The organism is Dactylosporangium sp. NPDC000244 (genome assembly GCF_040300725.1).
Classification (GTDB): domain Bacteria; phylum Actinomycetota; class Actinomycetes; order Mycobacteriales; family Micromonosporaceae; genus Dactylosporangium.
Genome location: NZ_JBEPEH010000002.1, coordinates 385,410 through 407,482, shown reverse-complemented (window position 1 = coordinate 407,482; position 22,073 = coordinate 385,410). Strand labels below are relative to the sequence as shown.

The 22,073-nt window shown below is 70.2% G+C and carries 16 protein-coding genes and 3 pseudogenes; 16 read left to right on the top strand and 3 right to left on the bottom strand.

The features are described 5' to 3' along the window. The first annotated feature begins 30 nt into the window (after positions 1-30). The 16 genes and pseudogenes from ABT369_RS04285 (at position 31) to ABT369_RS04210 (ending at position 18,144) form a co-directional block, all read left to right on the top strand. Positions 31-651 (top strand): NADH-quinone oxidoreductase subunit C, encoded by a 621-nt coding sequence (locus ABT369_RS04285; protein ID WP_350610334.1) that lies wholly within the window; start codon positions 31-33, stop codon positions 649-651. Continuing rightward, positions 648-1,964: an NADH-quinone oxidoreductase subunit D gene (locus tag ABT369_RS04280; protein WP_350610229.1), complete on the top strand. Its 1,317-nt coding sequence runs from the start codon at positions 648-650 to the stop codon at positions 1,962-1,964. Before ABT369_RS04285 ends, ABT369_RS04280 begins: the two co-directional genes overlap by 4 nt. Next, positions 1,964-2,653, top strand: a pseudogene (gene nuoE, locus ABT369_RS04275) (NADH-quinone oxidoreductase subunit NuoE); the annotation flags it as partial. The gene ABT369_RS04280 and the pseudogene nuoE, both read left to right, overlap by 1 nt. A 5-nt stretch (positions 2,654-2,658) precedes the next feature. Next, entirely contained in the window at positions 2,659-3,981 is a 1,323-nt protein-coding gene (gene nuoF, locus ABT369_RS04270) for an NADH-quinone oxidoreductase subunit NuoF (RefSeq protein WP_350610228.1), read from the top strand. After that, a complete protein-coding gene (locus ABT369_RS04265) occupies positions 3,981-6,449 on the top strand; it encodes an NADH-quinone oxidoreductase subunit G (RefSeq protein ID WP_350610227.1) in 2,469 nt (822 codons plus the stop codon). The genes nuoF and ABT369_RS04265 overlap by 1 nt, the downstream gene beginning before the upstream one ends. Next, the gene (gene nuoH / locus ABT369_RS04260) at positions 6,446-7,789 is read left to right on the top strand and encodes an NADH-quinone oxidoreductase subunit NuoH (protein ID WP_350610226.1); all 1,344 of its coding nucleotides are present in this window, start codon (positions 6,446-6,448) and stop codon (positions 7,787-7,789) included. Before ABT369_RS04265 ends, nuoH begins: the two co-directional genes overlap by 4 nt. A 49-nt stretch (positions 7,790-7,838) precedes the next feature. Continuing rightward, positions 7,839-8,391, top strand: a pseudogene (gene nuoI, locus ABT369_RS04255) (NADH-quinone oxidoreductase subunit NuoI); the annotation flags it as partial. Beyond that, on the top strand, positions 8,348-9,115 hold the full coding sequence (locus ABT369_RS04250; protein ID WP_350610332.1) for an NADH-quinone oxidoreductase subunit J: 768 nt from the start codon (positions 8,348-8,350) through the stop codon (positions 9,113-9,115). The pseudogene nuoI and the gene ABT369_RS04250, both read left to right, overlap by 44 nt. Next, entirely contained in the window at positions 9,112-9,411 is a 300-nt protein-coding gene (nuoK, locus tag ABT369_RS04245) for an NADH-quinone oxidoreductase subunit NuoK (protein WP_350610225.1), read from the top strand. The genes ABT369_RS04250 and nuoK overlap by 4 nt, the downstream gene beginning before the upstream one ends. A gap of 10 nt (positions 9,412-9,421) precedes the next feature. After that, positions 9,422-11,332 carry an NADH-quinone oxidoreductase subunit L gene (nuoL, locus tag ABT369_RS04240; RefSeq protein ID WP_502891695.1) on the top strand — a complete coding sequence of 637 codons (1,911 nt, stop codon included), beginning with the start codon at positions 9,422-9,424 and terminating at the stop codon, positions 11,330-11,332. After that, on the top strand, positions 11,329-12,858 hold the full coding sequence (locus ABT369_RS04235; RefSeq protein ID WP_350610223.1) for an NADH-quinone oxidoreductase subunit M: 1,530 nt from the start codon (positions 11,329-11,331) through the stop codon (positions 12,856-12,858). The genes nuoL and ABT369_RS04235 overlap by 4 nt, the downstream gene beginning before the upstream one ends. Then, complete coding sequence (gene nuoN / locus ABT369_RS04230) at positions 12,855-14,390, top strand: NADH-quinone oxidoreductase subunit NuoN (RefSeq protein ID WP_350610222.1); 1,536 nt, start codon at positions 12,855-12,857, stop codon at positions 14,388-14,390. The genes ABT369_RS04235 and nuoN overlap by 4 nt, the downstream gene beginning before the upstream one ends. Before the next feature lie 99 nt (positions 14,391-14,489). Next, positions 14,490-15,512: a polyprenyl synthetase family protein gene (locus ABT369_RS04225; RefSeq protein ID WP_497979496.1), complete on the top strand. Its 1,023-nt coding sequence runs from the start codon at positions 14,490-14,492 to the stop codon at positions 15,510-15,512. 446 nt (positions 15,513-15,958) lie between these two features. Further along, a complete protein-coding gene (locus ABT369_RS04220; RefSeq protein ID WP_350610221.1) occupies positions 15,959-16,735 on the top strand; it encodes an IclR family transcriptional regulator in 777 nt (258 codons plus the stop codon). A gap of 165 nt (positions 16,736-16,900) precedes the next feature. Then, positions 16,901-17,392 (top strand): sigma-70 family RNA polymerase sigma factor, encoded by a 492-nt coding sequence (locus ABT369_RS04215; protein ID WP_350610330.1) that lies wholly within the window; start codon positions 16,901-16,903, stop codon positions 17,390-17,392. Next, entirely contained in the window at positions 17,389-18,144 is a 756-nt protein-coding gene (locus ABT369_RS04210) for an anti-sigma factor family protein (RefSeq protein WP_350610220.1), read from the top strand. Before ABT369_RS04215 ends, ABT369_RS04210 begins: the two co-directional genes overlap by 4 nt. A gap of 19 nt (positions 18,145-18,163) precedes the next feature. Here ABT369_RS04210 and rarD read toward each other — a convergent pair whose 3' ends face one another. The 3 genes and pseudogenes from rarD to ABT369_RS04195 all read right to left on the bottom strand — a co-directional run bounded on the left by rarD (position 18,164) and on the right by ABT369_RS04195 (position 22,069). Continuing rightward, complete coding sequence (gene rarD, locus ABT369_RS04205) at positions 18,164-19,099, bottom strand: EamA family transporter RarD (protein WP_350610219.1); 936 nt, start codon at positions 19,097-19,099, stop codon at positions 18,164-18,166. Positions 19,100-19,439: 340 nt separating this feature from the next. Continuing rightward, positions 19,440-19,787: pseudogene (locus ABT369_RS04200) on the bottom strand (phage holin family protein); the annotation flags it as partial. Positions 19,788-20,317: 530 nt separating this feature from the next. Beyond that, positions 20,318-22,069: a type VII secretion protein EccE gene (locus ABT369_RS04195; protein ID WP_350610218.1), complete on the bottom strand. Its 1,752-nt coding sequence runs from the start codon at positions 22,067-22,069 to the stop codon at positions 20,318-20,320. Between the last annotated feature and the right edge of the window lie 4 nt (positions 22,070-22,073).

Below are 22,073 nucleotides of genomic sequence, written 5' to 3'. Positions count from 1 at the left end.
ACCCCGCCCGCGGGCGGCGCCGGGCGCGGCATGTTCGGCGTGCAGGGCACCGGCGACACCTCCGGCTTCGGCGGTCTGCGCCGCCGTCGCACGGGCGACCTCGACTCGCCGCGGCCCTTCGGCGGCGAGCACGACGAGGTCGTGGACGCCCTCGAGGAGGCCTACCCGGGCTTCCACGACGCGATCGAGCGGATCGTCGTCGACCGCGGCGAGCTGACGCTGCACATCGTGCCGGAGCGCATCGCCGAGGTCTGCCAGGCGATGCGGGACGACCACGCGCTGCGCTACGAGCTGTGCTCCTCGGTCTCCGGCGTGGACTACCTGGGCAGCGACGGCCGCCGGCTGCACGCGGTCTACCACCTCACGTCGATGACGTTCCGCCGCCGGATCCGCCTCGAGGCCGCCGTGACCGCCGAGGACCCGCACCTGCCGAGCGTCACCCAGGTCTACCCGACCGCCGACTGGCAGGAGCGGGAGACCTACGACATGTTCGGCATCATCTTCGACGGCCACCCGAACCTGACCCGGATCCTCATGCCGGACGACTGGGAGGGCTTCCCGCAGCGGAAGGACTACCCGCTCGGCGGCGTGCCGGTCGAGTACAAGGGTGCGGAGATCCCGCCGCCGGACCAGCGGAGGAGTTACCAGTGACCACCGACTACGCGGCCGCTCGCGAGACCACCGAGGGCAAGGTCTTCACCGTCACGGGCGGGGACTGGGACACGGTCGTCAACGAGGCCGGCTCCGAAGAGCGCATCGTCGTCAACATGGGCCCGCAGCACCCGTCCACCCACGGAGTGCTCCGCCTGGTCCTCGAGCTCGAGGGTGAGACGGTCACCGAGGCGCGGACCGTCATCGGCTACCTCCACACGGGCATCGAGAAGAACCTGGAGTTCCGCAACTGGACCCAGGGCACGACGTTCGTGACCCGCATGGACTACCTGGCGCCGATCTTCAACGAGACCGGCTACTGCATGGCGGTCGAGAAGCTCCTCGGCATCGAGGACCAGATCACCCAGCGCGCCAAGACGATCCGCGTGCTGATGATGGAGCTCAACCGGATCTCCTCGCACCTGGTCTGGCTCGCCACAACCGGCATGGAGCTCGGCGCCCTGTCGATGATGATCTACGGCTTCCGCGAGCGTGAGTACATCCTCGACATCTTCGAGCTGGTCTCCGGCCTGCGGATGAACATGGCCTACGTGCGCCCGGGCGGACTCGCCCAGGACCTCAACGACGAGGCCATCGTCAAGATCCGCGAGCTGCTCGGCTGGATGCCGGACCGCATCGACATGTACGAGGACCTGCTCTCCGGCAACACGATCTGGCGCGAGCGGACCCAGGGTGTCGCCGTGCTCGACGTCACCGGCTGCCTGGCCCTGGGCATCACCGGGCCGGTGCTGCGCTCGGCCGGCCTCGGCTGGGACATCCGCAAGCAGCAGCCCTACTGCGGCTACGAGACCTACGACTTCGAGGTCCCGACCGAGAACACCGCCGACGCGTGGGGCCGGTACAAGGTGCGGCTCAACGAGATGCGCGAGTCGCTGAAGATCGTTCAGCAGGCGATGGACCGGCTCGAGCCGGGCCCGATCATGATCGCCGACAAGAAGATCTCGTGGCCGGCTCAGCTCGCGATCGGCGGCGACGGCCTCGGCAACTCGCTCGAGCACGTCGCGAAGATCATGGGCCAGTCGATGGAGGCCCTGATCCACCACTTCAAGCTGGTGACCGAGGGCTTCCGGGTGCCGCCCGGCCAGGTCTACGTGCCGATCGAGGCGCCCCGCGGCGAGCTCGGCGTGCACGCGATCTCCGATGGTGGCACGCGCCCGTTCCGGGTGCACTACCGCGAGCCCAGCTTCGTCAACCTGCAGGCGATCCCGGCGATGGCGGAGGGCGGCCTGCTCGCCGACGTCATCGTGGGTGGCGCCTCGCTCGACCCCGTCATGGGTGGGTGTGATCGTTAATGGTGTTCAGTGAGCTCACGCGCGAACGCGCGCGTCAGATCATCGCGCGCTACCCCGAGGGCCGCTCGCGCTCGGCGCTGCTGCCCCTGCTGCACCTGGTGCAGTCGGAGGAGGGGTACGTCTCGCCGGACGGCATCGCCTTCTGTGCCGAGACCCTCGGGATCACCAAGGCCCAGGTCGGCGCGGTCGCGACGTTCTACACCATGTACAAGCGCAAGCCGACCGGCGACTGGCTGGTGAGCGTCTGCACCAACACGATGTGCGGCGTGCTCGGCGGCGACAAGGCGTACGAGGCCCTGAGCGACTACCTGGGCGTCGGGCACGACGAGACCACGGCCGACGGCAAGATCACCCTCGAGCACGCCGAGTGCCTCGCGGCCTGCGACTACGCGCCGGTCATGACGGTCAACTACGAGTTCTTCGACCAGGTGAGCGACGACACCGCGCTGAAGCTGGTCAAGCAGCTGCAGGACGGAGAGCGCCCGCAGCCCTCGCGCGGCACCCGGCTCTGCACGCTCAAGGAGATGGCCGTGCAGCTGGCGGGCTTCGCCGACGACCGCGGCGACGAGGTCATGGCCGACGGCCCCGCCGGCGAGCCGACCCTCGCGGGCAACCGGCTCGCCGAGCGCTTCGGGATCTCGGTGCCGGGCTTCGACCCGGAGACGCCCATCGCCAAGAAGGACGAGGCGAAGTCATGACGGTTGACTACCAGCCCTCGCAGGAGGCGCTGTCGAAGCTCACGCCGGTGCTCACCAAGCGCTGGCTCTCGCCGGACGCGTGGAAGATCGACGTGTACGAGCGGCTCGACGGCTACACCGGCCTGCGCAAGGCGCTCAAGGCCCACCCGGACGACCTGATCCAGCTGATCAAGGACTCCGGGCTGCGCGGCCGCGGCGGCGCCGGCTTCCCGACCGGCATGAAGTGGGGCTTCATCCCGCAGAACGACGGCAAGCCGCACTACCTCGTCGTCAACGCCGACGAGGGCGAGCCGGGCACCTGCAAGGACCTGCCGCTGATGATGGCCGACCCGCACGCGCTGGTCGAGGGCGTCATCATCGCCTCCTACGCGATCCGCGCGAACTTCGCCGCGATCTACATCCGCGGCGAGGCGGTGCACGCGGCCCGGCGGCTGCGCTCGGCGGTCGAGCAGGCCTACGCCAAGGGCTACCTCGGCAACAACATCCTGGGCAGCGGCTTCTCGCTCGACCTGGTGGTGCACAGCGGCGCGGGCGCCTACATCTGCGGCGAGGAGACGGCGCTGCTGGACTCGCTGGAGGGCTACCGCGGCCAGCCCCGGCTCCGCCCGCCCTTCCCGGCGACGCACGGCCTCTACGCCTCCCCGACCGTCGTGAACAACGTTGAGACGATCGCCAGCGTGCCGTACATCGTGCTCGGCGGCTCGGCGTGGTTCCGCAGCATGGGCTCCGAGAAGTCCCCCGGCCCGAAGATCTACTCGATCTCCGGGCGGGTCAAGCACCCCGGCCAGTTCGAGTGCGGCCTCGGCGTCACGCTGCGGCAGCTCATCGACCTGGCCGGCGGCATGCAGGACGGCCACCAGCTCAAGTTCTGGACGCCGGGCGGCTCCTCCACGCCGATGCTGACCGACGAGCACCTCGACACCCCGATGGACTTCGAGGGCATGATGAGCGTCGGGACCATGCTCGGCACCACCGCCGTGCAGGTCTTCTCCGACCAGGACGACATCGTCTACGCGACGTACCGCTGGATCGCCTTCTACCACCACGAGTCCTGCGGCAAGTGCACGCCGTGCCGCGAGGGCAACTACTGGATGGTCCGCATCCTGCACCGCATCCTGGCCGGCCAGGGCACTCACCAGGACCTCGACACCCTCCTGGACGCCTGCGACAACCTGCTGGGCCGCTCGTTCTGCGCGCTCGGCGACGGCGCGACCAGCCCGGTGACGTCCTCGATCAAGTACTTCAAGCAGGACTACCTGGACTACATCGAGGGTCGCAAGGCGCCGATGTTCCACGGCGAGCTGGTAGGAGCTCACTGATGACGGACGTAGTGCCGGCGGTCGAAACCGTCAAGCTCACCATCGACGGCATCGAGGTCGAGGCGCCGAAGGGCGCGCTCGTCATCCGGGCCGCCGAGCAGGTGGGCATCTCGATCCCGCGCTTCTGTGACCACCCGCTGCTCGCCCCGGCCGGCGCCTGCCGCCAGTGCCTGGTCGACATCGAGGGCCAGCGCAAGCCGGTCGCCTCGTGCACCCAGCCGGTGGCCGAGGGCATGGTGGTCAAGACCCAGATGACCTCCGAAGTGGCCAAGAAGGCCCAGGAGGGAATCATGGAGTTCCTCCTGATCAACCACCCGCTCGACTGCCCGGTCTGCGACAAGGGCGGCGAGTGCCCGCTGCAGAACCAGGCGATGAGCAACGGCCAGTCCGAGTCCCGGTTCGTCGAGCACAAGCGGGAGTACCCCAAGCCGCTGCCGATCAGCACCCAGGTGCTGCTCGACCGTGAGCGGTGCGTGCTCTGCCAGCGCTGCACCCGGTTCTCCGACGAGATCGCCGGCGACAAGTTCATCGACCTGATGGAGCGCTCGAGCAACGAGCAGATCGGCGTGTTCCGGGGCAACCCGGAGTCGCCCGAGGACGACGCTCCCTTCAACAGCTACTTCTCCGGCAACACGATCCAGATCTGCCCGGTCGGGGCGCTCACCAGCTCGCAGTACCGATTCCGCGCCCGGCCCTTCGACCTGGTGTCGACGCCCAACACGTGCGAGCACTGCGCCGCGGGCTGCGACCAGCGGGCGGACCACCGCCGCGGCAAGGTCATGCGGCGCCTGGCCGGCGACGACCCGGCGGTGAACGAGGAGTGGAACTGTGACAAGGGGCGCTTCGCGTTCCAGTACGTCACCGCCACCGACCGCCTGACCACGCCGCTCGTGCGCGACCGCAAGACCGGCGAGCTGCGCACCGCCAGCTGGCCCGAGGCGCTCAGCGTCGCCGCGGCCGGCCTGGCCGCCGCGAAGGAGCAGGGCGGCGTCGGCGTGCTGGCCGGCGGACGGCTCACGGTCGAGGACGCCTACGCGTACGCCAAGTTCGCCCGCGTCGCCCTCGGCACCAACGACGTCGACTTCCGCGCCCGGCCGCTGTCGACGGAGGAGACCGAGTTCCTCGGCTCCAACGTCGTCGGGCGGGCCGAGGTCACCTACGCCGACATCGAGCGGGCCCCCGCGGTCGTCTTCGTCGGGCTGGAGCCCGAGGAAGAGTGCCCGATCATCTTCCTGCGGGCGCGCAAGGCGTACCTCAAGCGGGCCCTGCCCAGCTACGCGGTCGCCCCGTTCGTGAGCCGCGGCTACACCAAGCTCGGCGCGACGGTCCTGCTCACCACCCCGGGCGCCGAGGCGGAGGTGCTCGCCGAGTCCGAGCAGCTGCGCACCGCGCTGTCGGAGGAGGGCGCGCTCCTGTTCGTCGGCGAGCGCCTGGCGAGCGTGCCCGGCGGGCTCTCCGCCGCCGCGCGCCTGGCCGAGTCCACCGGCGCTCGCCTCGCCTGGGTCCCCCGCCGCGCGGGTGACCGGGGCGCGGTCGAGGCCGGCGTGCTGCCGACCCTGCTGCCCGGCGGTCGCCAGGTCTTCGACCCGGCCGCCCGCGCCGAGGTGGCCACCGCGTGGGGGCTGGACGCGGGCGTGCTGCCCAGCGCCTCCGGCCGCGACACCGACGCCATCGTCGCCGCCGCCCGCGAGGGCCGGCTCGGCGCGCTGGTGGTCGGCGCCGTGGATCCCGCGGACCTGGCCGACCCGGCCGCGGCCGAGGAGGCCCTCGACAAGGTCGGCTTCCTGGTCAGCCTGGAGCTGCGGATGAGCGCCGTCGCCAAGCGCGCCGACGTCGTCCTGCCGATCGCCCCGGCGGTCGAGAAGTCCGGCTCCTACGTCAACTGGGAGGGCCGGGTCCGCCCGTTCGGCACCGTGCTCAAGACGCAGGCCATGACCGACGCGCGCGTGCTGGACACGCTGGGCCGCGAGCTCGGCGTGCAGCTCGGCGTCGGCGACGTAGCCTTGATTCGGGCCCAGCTGGCCGCCCTGGCGCAGCTGCCGCTGCCGGGCACGGTCGCGGTCGGCACCGTGGGCGCGGGCAACCCGAGCCTGGTCCGCGGCACCGCGCCGGACGTCGCCCCGGGCGCGCCCGCGCGGCCCGCGAGCGGCCAGGCGATCCTCGCCTCCTGGCACCACCTGATCGACGGCGGCTCGTTGCAGGACGGGGACGGCCACCTGGCCGGGACCGCTCGCCCCGCCGTGGTCCGGATCTCCAAGAGCACCGCGGCCGACCTCGGCGTGGTGGACGGGGACGCGGTGACCGTCGGCACCGAGCGGGGTGCGATCACCCTGCCGGCGCTCGTCACCGACATGGTCGACGGGGTCGTGTGGATCCCGACGAACTCACCGGGCTCGACCCTGCGCCGGACGCTCGGCGTCACGGAGGGCGCGCTGGTCGAGATCAGCACTGGGGGTAGCGCACGATGACATCCGCTGCAGGCAACCTCGACGAGTTCGGCAAAGACGTCTGGTGGCTGGTGCTCGCGAAGGTCGTCATCATCTTCGCGTTCCTGGTCGTCATGACGCTCTTCGCCATCTGGTACGAGCGCCGCGTCGTCGCCCGCATGCAGGTGCGGCCGGGCCCGAACCGCAACGGCCCGTTCGGTCTGCTGCAGTCGCTGGCCGACGGGCTCAAGCTCGCGTTCAAGGAAGACATCATGCCGCGCCTCGCGGACAAGGTCGTCTTCTTCTTCGCACCGGTCATCTCGACGATCACCGCGTTCACCGCGTTCTCGGTGATCCCGTTCGGCCCGGTGGTCTCGGTCTTCGGCAACCACACGCCGCTGCAGCTCACCGACATCCCGGTGGCCGTCCTGCTGGTGCTCGCCTGCTCCTCGATGGGCATCTACGGCATCGTGCTCGGCGGCTGGGCCTCCGGCTCGACGTACCCGCTGCTCGGCGGCCTGCGATCGAGCGCCCAGATGATCTCCTACGAGGTCGCGATGGGCCTGTCGATCGTCTCGGTCTTCCTGGTCTCGGGCACGATGTCCACCTCGCAGATCGTCGCGGCGCAGGCCGGCAACGGCACCGCCGAGGTCTTCGGCATGACCTGGCACCTGCCGGCCTGGTACGGCGTCCTGCTCATCCCGAGCTTCCTGATCTACTTCACCTCCGCGGTCGGTGAGACCAACCGGGCGCCGTTCGACCTCCCCGAGGCCGAGTCCGAGCTGGTGGGCGGCTTCCACACCGAGTACTCGTCGCTGAAGTTCGCGCTGTTCTTCCTCGCCGAGTACGTCAACATGGTCACCGTCTCCGGCCTGTGCACGACGCTCTTCCTCGGCGGCTGGCGCGCCCCGTGGCCGCTGTCCCTGTGGGACGGCGCGAACCACGGGTGGTGGCCGGTGCTCTGGTTCACGATCAAGGTGCTGCTGCTGCTGTTCGTGTTCGTCTGGCTCCGCGGCACCCTGCCCCGGCTGCGCTACGACCAGTTCATGCGCTTCGGCTGGAAGGTGCTCATCCCGGCCAACCTGGTCTGGATCCTGGCGCTGTCCGGCATCCGGGTGCTGCAGAACGGCGGCATCAGCACGGGCGCCCGCACCGGCGTGATCATCGGCATCGTCGTCCTGGTGGTGCTGGTCCTGGCGCTCGTCGCGCTGCAGCGCTCCCGCCGGAGCGTCGTCGAGTTGCCGAAGGTCCACCCGGGCGGCCGCGTCGGCGGAGCGAACGGCTTCCCGCTGCCGCCGATGAACCTCGAGGTGCCGCCCAGCCCGCGGGCCAAGCGCGTGATCGTCGAGCGGGAAACCGTCCCGACCGGCAAGGAGAACTGACGTGTCTATTGGTGGAACCCTGAAGGGGTTCGGGGTCACCTTCTCGCACATGTTCAAGAAGGTGGTCACCGAGGAGTACCCCGAGCAGCGCAAGCCGCCGGCTCCGCGGTACCACGGCCGGCACATTCTCAACCGCTGGCCGGACGGGCTCGAGAAGTGCATCGGCTGCGAGCTGTGCGCGTGGGCCTGCCCGGCGGACGCGATCTACGTCGAGGGCGCGGACAACACCGAGGACGAGCGCTTCTCGCCCGGTGAGCGCTACGCCCAGACGTACCAGATCAACTACGCCCGCTGCATCTTCTGCGGGCTGTGCATCGAGGCCTGCCCGACCCGCTCGCTGACCATGAGCAACGAGTACGAGCTGGCCCGCGACAACCGCCGCGACCTGATCTTCACCAAGGAGCAGCTGCTCGCGCCGCTGCTGCCGGGGATGGAGCGCCCGCCGCACGACATGCGCCTGGGCGACTCCGAGAAGGACTACTACGTCGGGGCGCTGGAGAACCCGGGCACCTCCGCGGGTGCCGAGCGGTACAAGGGGGTCCACTCGTGACCAGTACCCTGGCGCTGCAGACGCTTGCGTCCGCGGGCGAGGTGAAGGGCGGCGAGGCCGTCACCTTCTGGATCCTCGGGCCGCTCGCCGTGCTCGGCGCGATCGGCATGGTCTGGGCGCGAAACGCGGTGCACTCCGCGCTGTCGCTCGTCATCACGATGCTCAGCCTGGGCGTGTTCTACATCCTGCAGGCCGGCCCGTTCATCGGCATGGTGCAGATCATCGTCTACACCGGCGCGATCATGATGCTGTTCCTGTTCGTGCTCATGCTGGTCGGCCGCGACTCCTCGGACTCGCTGATCGAGACCCTGCGCGGGCAGCGGATGGCGGCCATCATCCTGGGCGTCGGCCTCGCGCTGCTGCTGGGCATCGGGCTCTACCGGGCGCTCGGCGGCATCGAGCCGAAGGGCCTGGTCGAGGCGAACGCGCCCGGCAACGTGGTGGGCATCTCCCGCCTGCTCTTCACCAAGTACGTCTGGGTCTTCGAAGTCACGTCCGCGCTGCTCATCACCGCCGCGGTGGGCGCGATGATCCTGGCGCACATCGAGAAGCGCAAGGAAGAGAAGATCAGCCAGCCGGAGCGCATGGTGGCGCGCTTCCGCCCGGGCAACTACCCGGCGCCGAAGCCCGGCCCCGGCGTGTTCGCCGGCTCCGACTCGGTGGCGACCCCGGCGCGGCTGCCCGACGGCACGCCGTCCGACCGCAGCATCTCCAAGATCCTCCCGACCCGGGAGTTGACGTCCGCCGACGTCGCACCAAAGGGGACCGAGAAGTGACTCCGACGTACTACATCGTCCTCGCGGCGATCCTGTTCACGATCGGCGCGATGGGCGTGCTCGTCCGCCGGAACGCGATCGTGCTGTTCATGTGCATCGAGTTGATGCTGAACGCGGCCAACCTCGCGCTGGTCACGTTCAGCCGGATCAACGGCACGCTCGACGGGCAGATCATGGCGTTCTTCGTCATGGTCGTGGCGGCGGCCGAGGTCGTCGTCGGCCTGGCGATCATCATGTCGATCTTCCGGACTCGGCGCTCGGCCAGCGTCGACGACGCGAACCTGCTGAAGTACTAAGGAGCGGGTGGTGGAACATATCGCCTACTCGGCGGCGACCGGGTGGCTGGGCTCGTTCTGGCTGCTTCCGGTGATCCCGCTGGCCAGCGCGGCGATCCTGCTGCTGCTCGGCAAGCGGGCCGACCGCTGGGGTCACTGGCTCGGCGTCCTGAGCGTCGCCGTGTCGTTCGTGCTCGGCCTGACCTACTTCTTCACCCTTCGCGGGCTGGAGAACCGCTCCGGCGTCGAGATCACGCTCTGGGACTACATCCACGTCGGGAACTTCCACGTGGACATGGGGCTGCTCTTCGACCCGCTGTCGGCGATGTTCGTCCTGCTCATCACCGGCGTCGGCTCCCTGATCCACCTGTACGCGGTGGGCTACATGGAGCACGACCCGGGCCGGCGGAAGTTCTTCGGGTACTTCAACCTGTTCATCGCGGCGATGCTGTTGCTGGTCCTCGGCAACAACTACGTGATGCTCTACTTCGGCTGGGAGGGCGTCGGCCTCGCCTCCTACCTGCTGATCTCCTTCTGGTACCTGCGCCCGAGCGCGGCGACCGCCGGTAAGAAGGCATTCCTGATGAACCGCGTCGGTGACGCGGGCTTCGCGATCGCCATCTTCATCATGTTCGCCTACCTCGGCACGGTGAACTACGACGAGGTCTTCAACAGCGTCGGCGGCCTGGGCCAGGGCACGGTGCTGATGATGGCGCTGCTGCTCCTGCTCGGCGCGGCCGGCAAGTCCGGTCAGTTCCCGCTGCAGGCCTGGCTGCCCGACGCGATGGAGGGCCCGACCCCGGTCTCGGCCCTGATCCACGCGGCCACGATGGTGACCGCGGGCGTGTACCTCGTCGCCCGCTCCCACCCGATCTTCAACGCCTCGCCCGACGCGCAGACCGTGGTGGTCGCGGTCGGTGCGCTGACGCTGCTGATCGGCTGCATCATCGGCTGCGCCAAGGACGACATCAAGCGGGTGCTGGCCTGGTCGACGGTGAGCCAGATCGGGTACATGTTCCTGGGCGTCGGGCTCGGCGGCGGCGCCTACGCGCTCGCCCTGATCCACCTGCTCGCGCACGGCTTCTTCAAGGCCGGCATGTTCCTCGGGGCCGGCTCGGTCATGCACGGCATGCACGACCAGACCGACATCCGCCGCTTCGGCGGGCTCTGGAAGTACATGAAGATCACCTGGGTCACGTTCGGCCTGGGCTGGCTGGCGATCATCGGCATGTTCCCGTTCTCGGGCTTCTTCTCGAAGGAACCGATCATCGCGGCTGCCTTCGAGCGCGAGGGCTGGACGGCCTGGCTCTTCGGCGGCGCGGCGATGCTGGGCGCGGCCCTGACCGCCTTCTACATGACCCGGCTGTTCTGGCTGACCTTCCATGGCCCGAAGCGCTGGACCGACGACATCAAGCACCCGCACGAGTCGCCGGCCGTCATGACGATCCCGCTGATCGTCCTGGCGATCGGCTCGGTGGCCGCCGGTGGCCTGCTCGCCACCTCGGTGCCGGACTGGCTGACGCCGACCTTCGGTGCCGAGCACGTCGAGCACGAGCCGGTGCTGGCCCACTGGCTGATCACCACGCTGTCGCTGGTGCTGACGGTCCTCGCCGCGTTCCTGGCCATCGTGCTGTTCAACAAGGGCACCGCGGAGGAAGAGCAGCCGGCCGGTGCGCTGGTCACGGCCGCCCGCCAGAACCTGTACACGGACGCGTTCAACGAGATCGTGTTCGAGGCGCCCGGTCGCTACCTGACCCGCGCCCTGGTCTACCTCGACAACCGCGGCATCGACGGGCTGGTCAACGGCCTCGCGGCGGGCGTCGGCGGCGGATCGGGCCGAATGCGCCGGGCCCAGACCGGGTTCGTGCGCTCCTACGCCCTTTCCATTCTCGGAGGTGCGGTGCTCGTGGTGGCCGCCACGCTCGCGGTGAGGTTCGGATGAGCCACTTTCCATACCTGACCGTCCTCACGGCCGCGCCGCTCGTCGGCGCGGCGGGGGTCGCGCTGCTGCCCAAGGACAAGCCCGAGCTCGCCAAGCGCGTCGCGCTGGGCTGGTCGGTCGTGATCCTGGCGCTCGGCGTGGGCCTGTGGACGCAGTTCAAGCCGGACGGCGACCGCTTCCAGCTCAAGGACTCCTGGACCTGGATCCCGCAGTGGGGGGCCAAGTTCACCTTCGCCGTCGACGGCATCGCGCTGGTCATGATCGCGCTGGTCGCCCTGCTGGTGCCGCTGGTCATCCTGGCCTCCTGGCACGACGCGGAGAACAGCAAGCGGTCGGTTCCGGCGTACTTCGCCCTGCTCCTCGCCCTCGAATGCACGATGATCGGCGTCTTCGCCGCCCAGGACGTGTTCCTGTTCTACGTGTTCTTCGAGGTCATGCTGGTGCCGATGTACTTCCTGATCGGCTCCTACGGCGGGAAGAACAAGCAGTACGCCGCGGTGAAGTTCTTCCTCTACTCACTGCTCGGCGGCCTGTTCATGCTGGCCGCGCTCGTCGGGCTGTGGGTGCTGGGCGGCCAGACGTTCGACTGGCAGACGCTGGTCAACGCCGACTTCTCCACCAACACCGAGCGCTGGCTGTTCCTCGGGTTCTTCGTCGCCTTCGCGATCAAGGCGCCCTTCTTCCCGTTCCACACCTGGCTGCCCGACGCCGGTGGCGCCGCGCCCGCCGGTGCGGCCGCGTTGCTGGTCGGCGTGCTGGACAAGGTCGGGACGTTCGGCATCCTGCGGTACTGCCTCCCGCTCTTCCCGAACGCGTCGAAGCACTTCGCGTGGCTCGGGCTCACGCTCGCGCTGGTCGGCATCATCTACGGCGCGCTCGTGGCGATCGGGCAGAAGGACCTCAAGCGCCTGGTCTCCTACACGTCCATCGCGCACTTCGGCTTCATCGGCATCGGCATCTTCGCCTTCACCAGCCAGGCTGGCACGGGCGCGGTGCTGTACATGGTCAACCACGGCCTCGCGACCGGCCTGCTGTTCCTGGTCGTCGGCATGCTGGTGGCCCGCCGGGGCAGCGCGCTGGTGACCGACTTCGGTGGCGCCGGCAAGCTCATGCCGGTGCTGGCGGGCGTGTTCTTCATCGCGGGTCTCGCCTCGCTGGCGCTGCCCGGCACCTCGCCCTTCGTCTCTGAGTTCCTGGTGCTCATCGGCACGTTCACGGTGAACAAGACGGTCGCGATCATCGCCACCGCCGGCATCATCCTGGCGGCCGGATACGTGCTCTGGATGATCCAGCGCACCACGCAGGGCACCCCGAACCCGCAGCTGGCCGAGATCAAGGCCATGGGGCGCGACCTGTCAGTGCGCGAGGCGGTCGTGGTCGCCCCGCTGATTGCCCTGATCCTGCTCTTCGGCTTCTACCCGAAGCCGCTCACCGACGTGATCAACCCGGCGGTGAAGGCGACGATGCAGGACGTCGGCAAGCAAGACCCGAAACCCACCGTGGGTACCGTGGAGGCCGGCAAGTGAACGACAAACTCCAACTGCCGCACCTGGACTACGCGGCGCTGGCCCCGATGCTGATCCTCTTCGGTGTCGCCTGCGTCGGGGTCCTCGTCGAGGGCTTCGTGCCCAAGCGGGTGCGGCACACCGTCCAGCTCCCCCTGGCGCTGGCCGGCCTCGTGGCCGCGCTGGTCATGGTGATCCGCCAGGGCGACAAGCCGGTCATCACCGCCGCGTCCGCGGTCGCCGTGGACAAGCCGGGCCTGTTCCTCTCCGGCGCGATCATCGTGCTCGGCATCGTCGCGCTGCTGCTGATCGGCGAGCGGACGCTGGAGCCGGGCGGCGCGTTCGTCGCCCAGGCCGCGGTCACGGCCAACACGGACCGGGACCGCGAGCAGGCCCAGCGCACGGGCGGGGCGACCGAGGTCTTCCCGCTGGCCATGTTCGCTCTGGGCGGCATGCTGCTGTTCACCACGGCGAACGACCTGCTGACCATGTTCGTCGCGCTCGAGGTCTTCTCGCTGCCGCTGTACCTGCTCTGCGCGCTGGCTCGCCGCCGGCGACTGCTGTCGCAGGAGGCCGCGATGAAGTACTTCCTGCTCGGCTCGTTCGCGTCGGCGTTCTTCCTGTTCGGCATCGCGCTGGTCTACGGCTACGCGGGCCAGGTCGACTTCAAGGCGATCGACGCGGCCATCCAGTCCGGGGGCAGGGACGACATCCTGCTGTACGTCGGGCTGGCCATGCTCGCCATCGGCCTGCTGTTCAAGGCGGCCGCGGTGCCCTTCCACGTGTGGACGCCGGACGTGTACCAGGGCGCCCCGACGCCGATCACCGCGCTCATGGCGGCCTGCACGAAGGTCGCCGCGTTCGGTGGCCTGCTGCGCCTGGTCTACGTGGGCTTCCACCGCACCGAGTGGACGATCCAGCCGGTGCTGGGCACCATCGCGGTGCTGACGATGATCATCGGCGCGATCCTGGCGGTCACCCAGACCGACATCAAGCGCCTGCTGGCCTACTCGTCGATCGCCAACGCCGGGTACCTGCTCATCGGCGTGATCTCGCTGAACGAGAAGGGCCTGTCCAGCTCGCTGTTCTACCTCGTGGCGTACGGCTTCACCGTGCTCGCCGCGTTCGGGGTCGTCACCCTGGTGCGCGACGCCGACGGCGAGGCCACGCACCTGTCGCGCTGGGCCGGGCTGGGGCGGCGCTCGCCGCTGTACGCCTCGCTCTTCACGTTCATCCTGCTGGCCTTCGCCGGTCTGCCCCTGACCAGCGGTTTCACCGCTAAGGTGGGCGTGTTCGCGGCTGCGATCGACGGGAACCAGACCTGGCTGGTGATCGCCGGCGTGGTGAGCTCCGCCATCCTCGCCTTCCCTTACCTGCGTGTGGTCGTCATGATGTGGCTGTCCGAGCCGGGCGAGGCCACGCCGGCCGTGTCCATCCCGGGCGCCATGACGGCGGCCGCGCTGGTCATCGGGACGGTCGCGACGCTGGTCCTGGGCATCGCGCCGGGGGCGCTGCTCGAGGTCACGCAGAACGCGGGCAAGTTCCTCAGCTAGCCTGTCAGCAACACCGACGGTGACGTCCCCCGTGGCCTGCCACGTGGGGACGTCCCTGTATCGGGAGTCGGGAGTTCGTATGGCATCGTTGGAGCTGTGGTGAGTACGGGAACCGTGCAGTCGGTCGCGTCGGTGGGCTTGACCCTGGCCGATCCGGAGCTGGAGCGCAACGTGGCGGCGATCCTGCGGGACGTCGAGGCGGTGCTGATCGACTCCGTGCACAGCGCCAACCCGATGGTCACCGAGGCGGCCCGCCACCTCGTCGACGCGGGTGGCAAGCGGGTGCGCCCGCTGCTGGTCGGCCTGGCGGCGCAGTTCGGCGACGCGACGTCCCGCGAGGTCGTCATCGCCGGCGCGGTCGTCGAGCTGACCCACCTGGCGACGCTCTACCACGACGACGTCATGGACGAGGCCGAGGTGCGCCGCGGCGCGCCCAGCGCCAACTCCCGCTGGGGCAACGCGCTGGCCATCCTGGTCGGCGACTACCTCTTCTCCCGCGCCGCCGACCTCGCGGCGGAGCTGGGGGTCGACGCCGTGAAGATCCAGGCGAGCACGTTCTCCCGCCTGGTGCATGGCCAGATCGACGAGACCGCCGGCCCGCTGGACGGCGAGGACGCGATCCAGCACTACCTGCGCGTCCTCGAGCACAAGACCGGCTCGCTGATCTCGACAAGCGCCCGCTTCGGCGCGATGTTCGGCGGGTGCCCGCCGGAGCAGGTCGAGGCGCTGGCGACGTTCGCGGAGACCTTCGGCATCGCCTTCCAGCTCTCCGACGACCTCATCGACATCGCCAGCGACGCCACGGAGTCGGGCAAGACGCCCGGCACCGACCTGCGCGAGGGGGTGCCGACGCTTCCGGTGCTGTACGCGCTGGCGTCCTCCGACGACGACGCGGCCTCGGTGCGACTGCGCGAGATCCTCGCGGCCGGGCCGGTGACCGACGACGCCCTGCACGCCGAGGCCCTCGGCCTGCTGCGCGACTCCGTCGCCCTGAAGCAGGCCAGGGAGACCGTGCGGGGCTACGCGGACGCCGCCCGGGCCTCCCTGACGGTGCTGCCGGACGTGCCCGCCCGGGCCGCCCTGGACTCCCTCTGCGACTTCATCGCGGACCGCACCAACTGACCTTTCAAGGTATCGACCGACGCCGGTCAATGTAAGTTCACCGGCGTCGGTCGCTTTTTCATGGGCTGGTACCGGCCGGACCGGGTGCAAGTTGTCGCCGTACACATTGCTCAACGCCATATGGCGCGATACCCGGCCCGACATCGGGGCGCGACGGCTCGATGACGCCCCGAAGTGACGCATGCGCACTTCCGCTTGCAGTACTCCTAGGATGTGCGATTACCTACTCAGGTTGTTAACCTTCACTTATGGCCATTACTCATACAACTCGGCGTGTCGCAAGGTGAGTAACACGATCACCATGTCCAAAATGGTGCATTCATCGCTATGTGCAGCCCTTGCATTTCCCCTGACCTCGCCCCATAAATGATCAGAATGTTCCCTCCACCCTCTCCGATTTCATATGGTGTGACTCCAGTTGCTGCTGTGGTCTGGGAGGGGCGGCGGTGCGGGATCCACAAGCCGAGCCCTCGGATTTGATTCGAAGCGTTTCGAGGGCCCTACGAGTGTTGGAGGCGGTCGGTCAGTCGCCCCGTGGTCTGACCGTGAAGCAGATCGCGCGCCGATGTGACTTCACCGTCGCCACCACGTACCACCTGGTGCGGACCCTGGCCTACGAGGGCTACGTGATTCGCCGGGAGAACGGCACCTATGTGGTCGGCCTGGAGATCGCCGACCGCTACCGCGAGCTCGTGCTCGCGTTCCGCGGCCCGGGCGCCGTCATCGACCGTCTGCGTCGCGCGGCGGCCGAGACCGGGTACACGCACTACCTGGGCCGCTTCGTCGGCGGCCGGGTGGCGGTGACCGCGATGGCCGAGGGGCCGCGCACCCCGCCGGCAGACGATCTCGTGCCGGGCTACGACGAGGCCGCGCACGCGACCGCGCTGGGCAAGGCGCTGCTCGCCACGATGAGTGCGGACCAGCGCTGGCGGTTCCTGAAGGAGTACGGCATGCGCGCCTACACCTCGGCGACGCTGACCTCTCCGGAGGCGCTGGACTCGGACCTGGCCGCCGGCGACCGCCGCGGGATGCAGATCGAGATCGGGCAGTTCCGCCAGGGCCTCGCGTGCGCCGCCGTGATCGTGGTCAACGACCGCGACCAGGACCGGCGGGTGGTGCTGGCGTGCGCGCTGCCGCCGGCGGAGCTGATGTCGTCGGCCAAGGTCGTGCGCACACGGCTCCTGGCCACGGCCCACCACCTGGCCACCGTCCTCGCCGAGTAGGCCATTCCGCGGCTTTTGCCCGCATCCCGGACTCGCTCGCGCCCACGTGACCCGTGTCGCATCGGCGACATGTGTTCTCCACCTGAACCTCTCTGCGTATTAGTGCGTAGAAGCTGGTGGAAGGGATCGGAACCATAACGAAGCGTGAGTAGAGACGATGCTGACCTGCTGAAGGCGCTCCACGCGGAGCACGGCGACGCGCTGTTCGCGCACACCCTGCGACTGACCGGCGACCGCCAACGGGCCGAGGACCTCGTGCAGGAAACCCTGCTGCGGGCCTGGCAACACCCGGAGGCGCTCGACCCGGCCCGTGGCTCGGTCCGAGCCTGGCTCTTCACCACCGCCCGCAATCTCGCCATCGACGCGTGGCGAAGACGCTCGGCGCGGGTGGGCGAGGTCTACACCGACCAGATGCCGGAGACTCCGGTCGTGGTCGACGAGACCGAGCGCGCGGTGGAGTCCTGGGTGATCGCGGAGGCGTTGACCCGGCTCTCCCGCCCGCACCGCGAGGTCCTGGTGGAGTGCTTCTACCAGGGGCGCTCCGTGGCCGAGGCGGCGGAGCGGCTCGGCGTGCCCCCGGGCACGGTCAAGTCGCGCACATACTACGCACTGCGATCGCTGAAGGTCGTCCTAGAGGAGTTGGGGGTGACGCAATGAGGTGTGAGCACCTCCATGACTCGGCCGTCTACGTGCTGGGGGCGTTGTCGCCGCCCGAGCGCGAGGCATACGAGCGGCATCTCGCCGACTGTGCGCAGTGCCGTGCGGAGGTGGCGGAGTTCTCCGACCTGCCGGGGCTGCTCGGCCGGCTCGATCCGGAGATCGCCGCGCAGATCGCACTGGATCCGGACGAGGACTCCCCGGACCCGGACGGCCCGCCGTTCCCGGCCGACGCGCGCTGGGCCGGTCCCACCGCGGTGCCCGCGACCGTCAACGGCAGCGCGGTCGACCCGTTGCTGCCGCGCGTGCTCGACCGGGCCCAGAGCGCCCGCCGCACGGCCCGTCGGCGGCGGCGCTGGCAGACGGTCGGCACCGCGCTCGTGGCCGCGTTCCTCGGGGTGCTCGCGGTCGTCGGCGTGCGCGCCGTGGGCGTCGGGCAGCCGGACTACGAGTCGATGCGCGAGGTGGCCTCAACCGTGCCGATCACGGCGTCGCTCGCCGTCTCGCCGGACTCGAACGGGGCGACCGTGCGGATGCGGTGCGCGTACAAGAGCGGCGAGGGCGACGAGTACGCCAAGTGGACGTACACGCTCGTGGTGGTACCGAAGTCCGGTCAGGCCGAAGTGGTCAGCACGTGGACCGCCCGGCCGGGGGACGAGATGCAGCTGTCGGCGCACAGCGGCTTCAAGGAGTCGAACATCGACCACATCGAGATCCGCAAGGGCGACGGGACGGCGCTGCTGCGAACCTGACGCTCGGCCCTCTACTCACTCACATCGCCGCGGCGGTCGCTTCCTTCTGGGCGGCCGCCGCCGCGCCGCGCCGGGCCCGGTTTCGCCGGGCCACTCGGATCGCGTCCCAGCTGAAGACGGCCAGCGCGAGCCAGACGATCGCGAAGCCCGCCAGCCGCGCGGGCGGGAGGGGTTCGCTGAAGACCGCGACGCCGATGATCAGCTGCAGGGTCGGCGTCAGGTACTGCAGCATTCCGAGCCCGGACAGCGGCACGCGATTGGCGGCCTCCGCGAACAGCAGCAGCGGTACCGCGGTCAGCACGCCACTGCCGGCCAGCATCACCGAGTGCCACGCCGAGACGGTGCCGAACGTCGACTGGTGCTGGGTCGTGAGCCAGATGAGGTACACGAGCGCGGGCAGGGTCAGCACGCCCGACTCCAGGAACAGCCCCTCGGCCGCGGGGAGCCCGAGCCGCTTCTTGACCAGCCCGTAGCAGCCGAAGGACCCGGCCAGGGTGAGCGCGATCCACGGCAGGTGCCCGTAGTCCACGCTGAGCACCACGACCGCGACCGCGCCGATGCCGAGCGCGGTCCACTGCAGCGGGCGGAGGCGCTCGCGCAGGACGAGCACGCCGAGCAGGATGACGAAGAGGGGGTTGATGAAGTACCCGAGCGAGGCCTCCACCACCCGATCCGTGTTCACCGCGAAGATGTAGACGCCCCAGTTGACGGCAATGAGCACCGCCGCGACCGCGAGGCCCGCCATGCGCTTCTTCTGCCGCAACAGCTCCCGGACCTGTCGCCAGTGCCGGATGGCCACGAGCACGAGCGTCATCGTCACGACCGACCACACGATGCGGTGCGCGAGCACCTCGACCGCGCCGGCGGGGCGCAGTGCGTGGAAGTACAGCGGAAAGACGCCCCAGAGCACGTTGGCGGAGAACGCGGAGAGATATCCACGGCGCAGCGGGTCCACGCCATACACCGTATGCCCAAACGGTAAGGGGCGGGTCGTGGACCCGCCCCTCACGTGATGGTCTTCGTCACCGTGGGAGACCCATTCCGGCCTCCCGTTCTCGGCCTCTTGTCGCGCTCCGGCCGGCGTGTGCTTTTGGCCCTACGGCGCTCGGTCGTGCGTGGGTTCAGCGGTAGTCGCGGTATCCCTGGTTGCCGCCGCCATAGCCTTGGTTGCTCCGGTCGCCGTAGCCCTGCTGGTACCCACCGCCATACTGCTGCGGACGAGGGGGCCGCCGGTCGTAGTCGTCCCGGTCGTCCCGTCGGCGCTTCTTGTCCTTGCCGTCCGGCACGAAGAAGTTGAGCAGCCAGCTGACCACGCCGATGAACAGCGCCCCGAGTACGGCCGTGGGCCAGAACTTGTCGACCCGGAACGGCAGGTCCAGATACTCGGCAATCTTGCTCGTGAGCAGCAGCAACGCCCCGTTGACGATGAGCGAGATGAGCCCGAGCGTGAGGATGTACGCGAAGCACCCGATCGTCTTGATGATCGGCCGCAGCACCGCGTTGACGACCCCGAAGATCACCGCCACCGCGACGAGCGTGACCACCTTGCGCCCGGTGTCGCCCTCAACCGTGATCCCCGAGATCACGAGCGTCGCCAGCCAGACCGTAAACGCACTCACGGCGAGCCGGATGAGGATTCCCATGCGGGTGATCGTGCCACGTCGCGGCCAGTCCGGAACACCCCGCTATCACCCCAATGCCCACGCAACGAGACTGACGCTCACCCAGCCGCCTCACCTACCGCCGAGTAGCGCCCGCAAGACGCCCGGTCGTGAGCCTCGCCGTCGCCCTTCGCCCGCTCCGGCCGTGGCCTCCGCCGGCCGCCGTCCGCCGCCCGCCGGCCGCTGTGGCTCGTGCCGCCCGCCGCCCGCCGTCCGCCGGCCGCTGTGGCTCGTGCCGCCCGTCGCCCGCCGTCCGCCGTGGGCTCGCAACACCCGCCCCCGCTGTCGCCGTCCGCCGTCCGCTGTGGGCTTGCGTCGGCAAGGGGATGGTCTGTGGCGCCCGCTGGCCGCCGCCGCCCGCTGCGGGCTCGGGCCGTCCGCTGTTGGCCGCCCGCCGCCCGCCGCCCCGCCGCCCGCCGTCTGCTGCGGGCTCGCGCAGCCCGGCGCCCGGCGTCCGTCGCGGGTGCCCGGCGGCCGTCGTGAGAGGGGCGGGCAGCGGGGTGGTGGGTTGGTCAGCGGGCGGGGCCTCCCGTCAGTTGGAGTTCGATCGGCGTCGGCGACAGGTGGGTCCAGCGCACGGTCTTGCGGCTCACCACCACGGCCAGCATCTCCGGGCCGATCTTGGTCAGCCAGTCGCGGGAAGTGCCCAGGCCCAGGGCCTCGCCGGCCAGGGCGGCCTCGTGGGGGCTCAAGGGCTGGAGGAGCGCGAGGTCGGAGCGGGTCAGCAGGTCGACGTCCGCCGAGGTCAGCTCGTCGCGCAGGAACAGGACCGAACGCCAGGCGGTCTCCGGCACCGGGGTTGCCCGGCCCGGGACCGGGCCCACGTCCACGACCAGCAGCTGCGGGCACGTGGACGTGGCCGGGGGCGGGTCGGCCACGCGGCCCGGGGGGATCAGGGCCAGGGACTCCGCGTTGCCCAGGCTGCGCCGGAACGGCTCCCACTCGTGCGGGCGCGTGGACTGGACCACGACCCGCGCGCCGGTGGCCAGCGCTCGCAGGATGACCACTTGGGCGCACCGCGCGCCGCCGATCAGTGTCGCCCGCGTCGGCTCCGGCCGGAACAGGCGCACGACCATCGGCTCCCCGCCGCGGTTGACGCCGAGCATGACCCCCTCGCCGCCGATCACCGGCGCGGCCGCCGCCAGCCGCGGCGCGCTCACGCTCAGCGGCTCGGCCCCGTCCAGCGCGAGCCCGTCGCGCCCCGCCACGAGCCCGGCGAGCACCGCGTCATCCCGCGGCGCGCCCCCGCCCAGCGGCAGCGTCGCCGCGAGCCCGTCGAGCTGAGCGCCGTCGAGCCGCGCCACCTGCGCCCCTATGCTCTCGGCGAGCCGGTGCAGCGCCGCGCTCGCCTGCGCCAGCGTGGCCGCGTCGGGCGTCGCCAGCCGCACGACGAGCTCGGCCCGAACCGGGGGCCCGCCAGCGCCGGCGGGCGGGCCGGAGCCGGAGGCGACGGGCTGGGCGGCCAGCGAAAGCGTCGTCACCGAGGCCGGCAGCGTCAGCAGGCGGCTCATCAGCGGCCCCTGCTCGGGCCACCGCCGGACCCGGAACGCCGCCTGGTGCAGGCCGCCGAGCTGCAGGCCCGACCATGTCTCGCGCACGGCGTGAGCCGGGTCGTGCTGGGCCGCCTCCGCGATCGCCGCCAGCGCCGAGATCGCCGACAGCGGCCGAGCCGGCAGTCTCGCTCGGGAGAGCAGGCGATCGACACGACGCAGCGCGACCAGGAGCGACTGCTCCAGATCGGCTCGCCGGAATCCGCCCGCCCGGCGCACTCGCACGGCGACGAGCACTCGTTGGCGCGCGAGCACCTGACCGTCCGTGAGCTGGCGATATGAGGTCGTGGACGGCGTGGGTGACGGCGCCGCGGCCGTGACCGCGCTGATCAGGAGTTGGACGCGCACCTCCGGCACATCCGGCCCGGGCGCCGGCAGCAGCGAGCTGAGCGCTGGTAAGGGCGGTAAGGCGGTGCCGAGCAGGCCGGACAGGTCGCCGACGCGGATGATCGCAGCTAGGCCGTCGGTGTCCTCGAGCACGCCCACATCGGCGCCGTCGACGTCGATGGTCGAGGTCGTCGCGCCCGGCCGGACCAGGCCGAGCAGCGCGGCCGGTCCGGCGCCGACGGGAAGATCGCGCCGGCGGAAGCGGCGCGCCAGCGGTAGGAGCGTGAGCACGAGGAGCACCAGGGCGACCGGGATCGCCGCGAGCGCCCCGCCGCCGAGCGCCCAGGCCACGGCCGGCAGCGCGATCGCGCCTTGGCCGAGCGCCACTCGC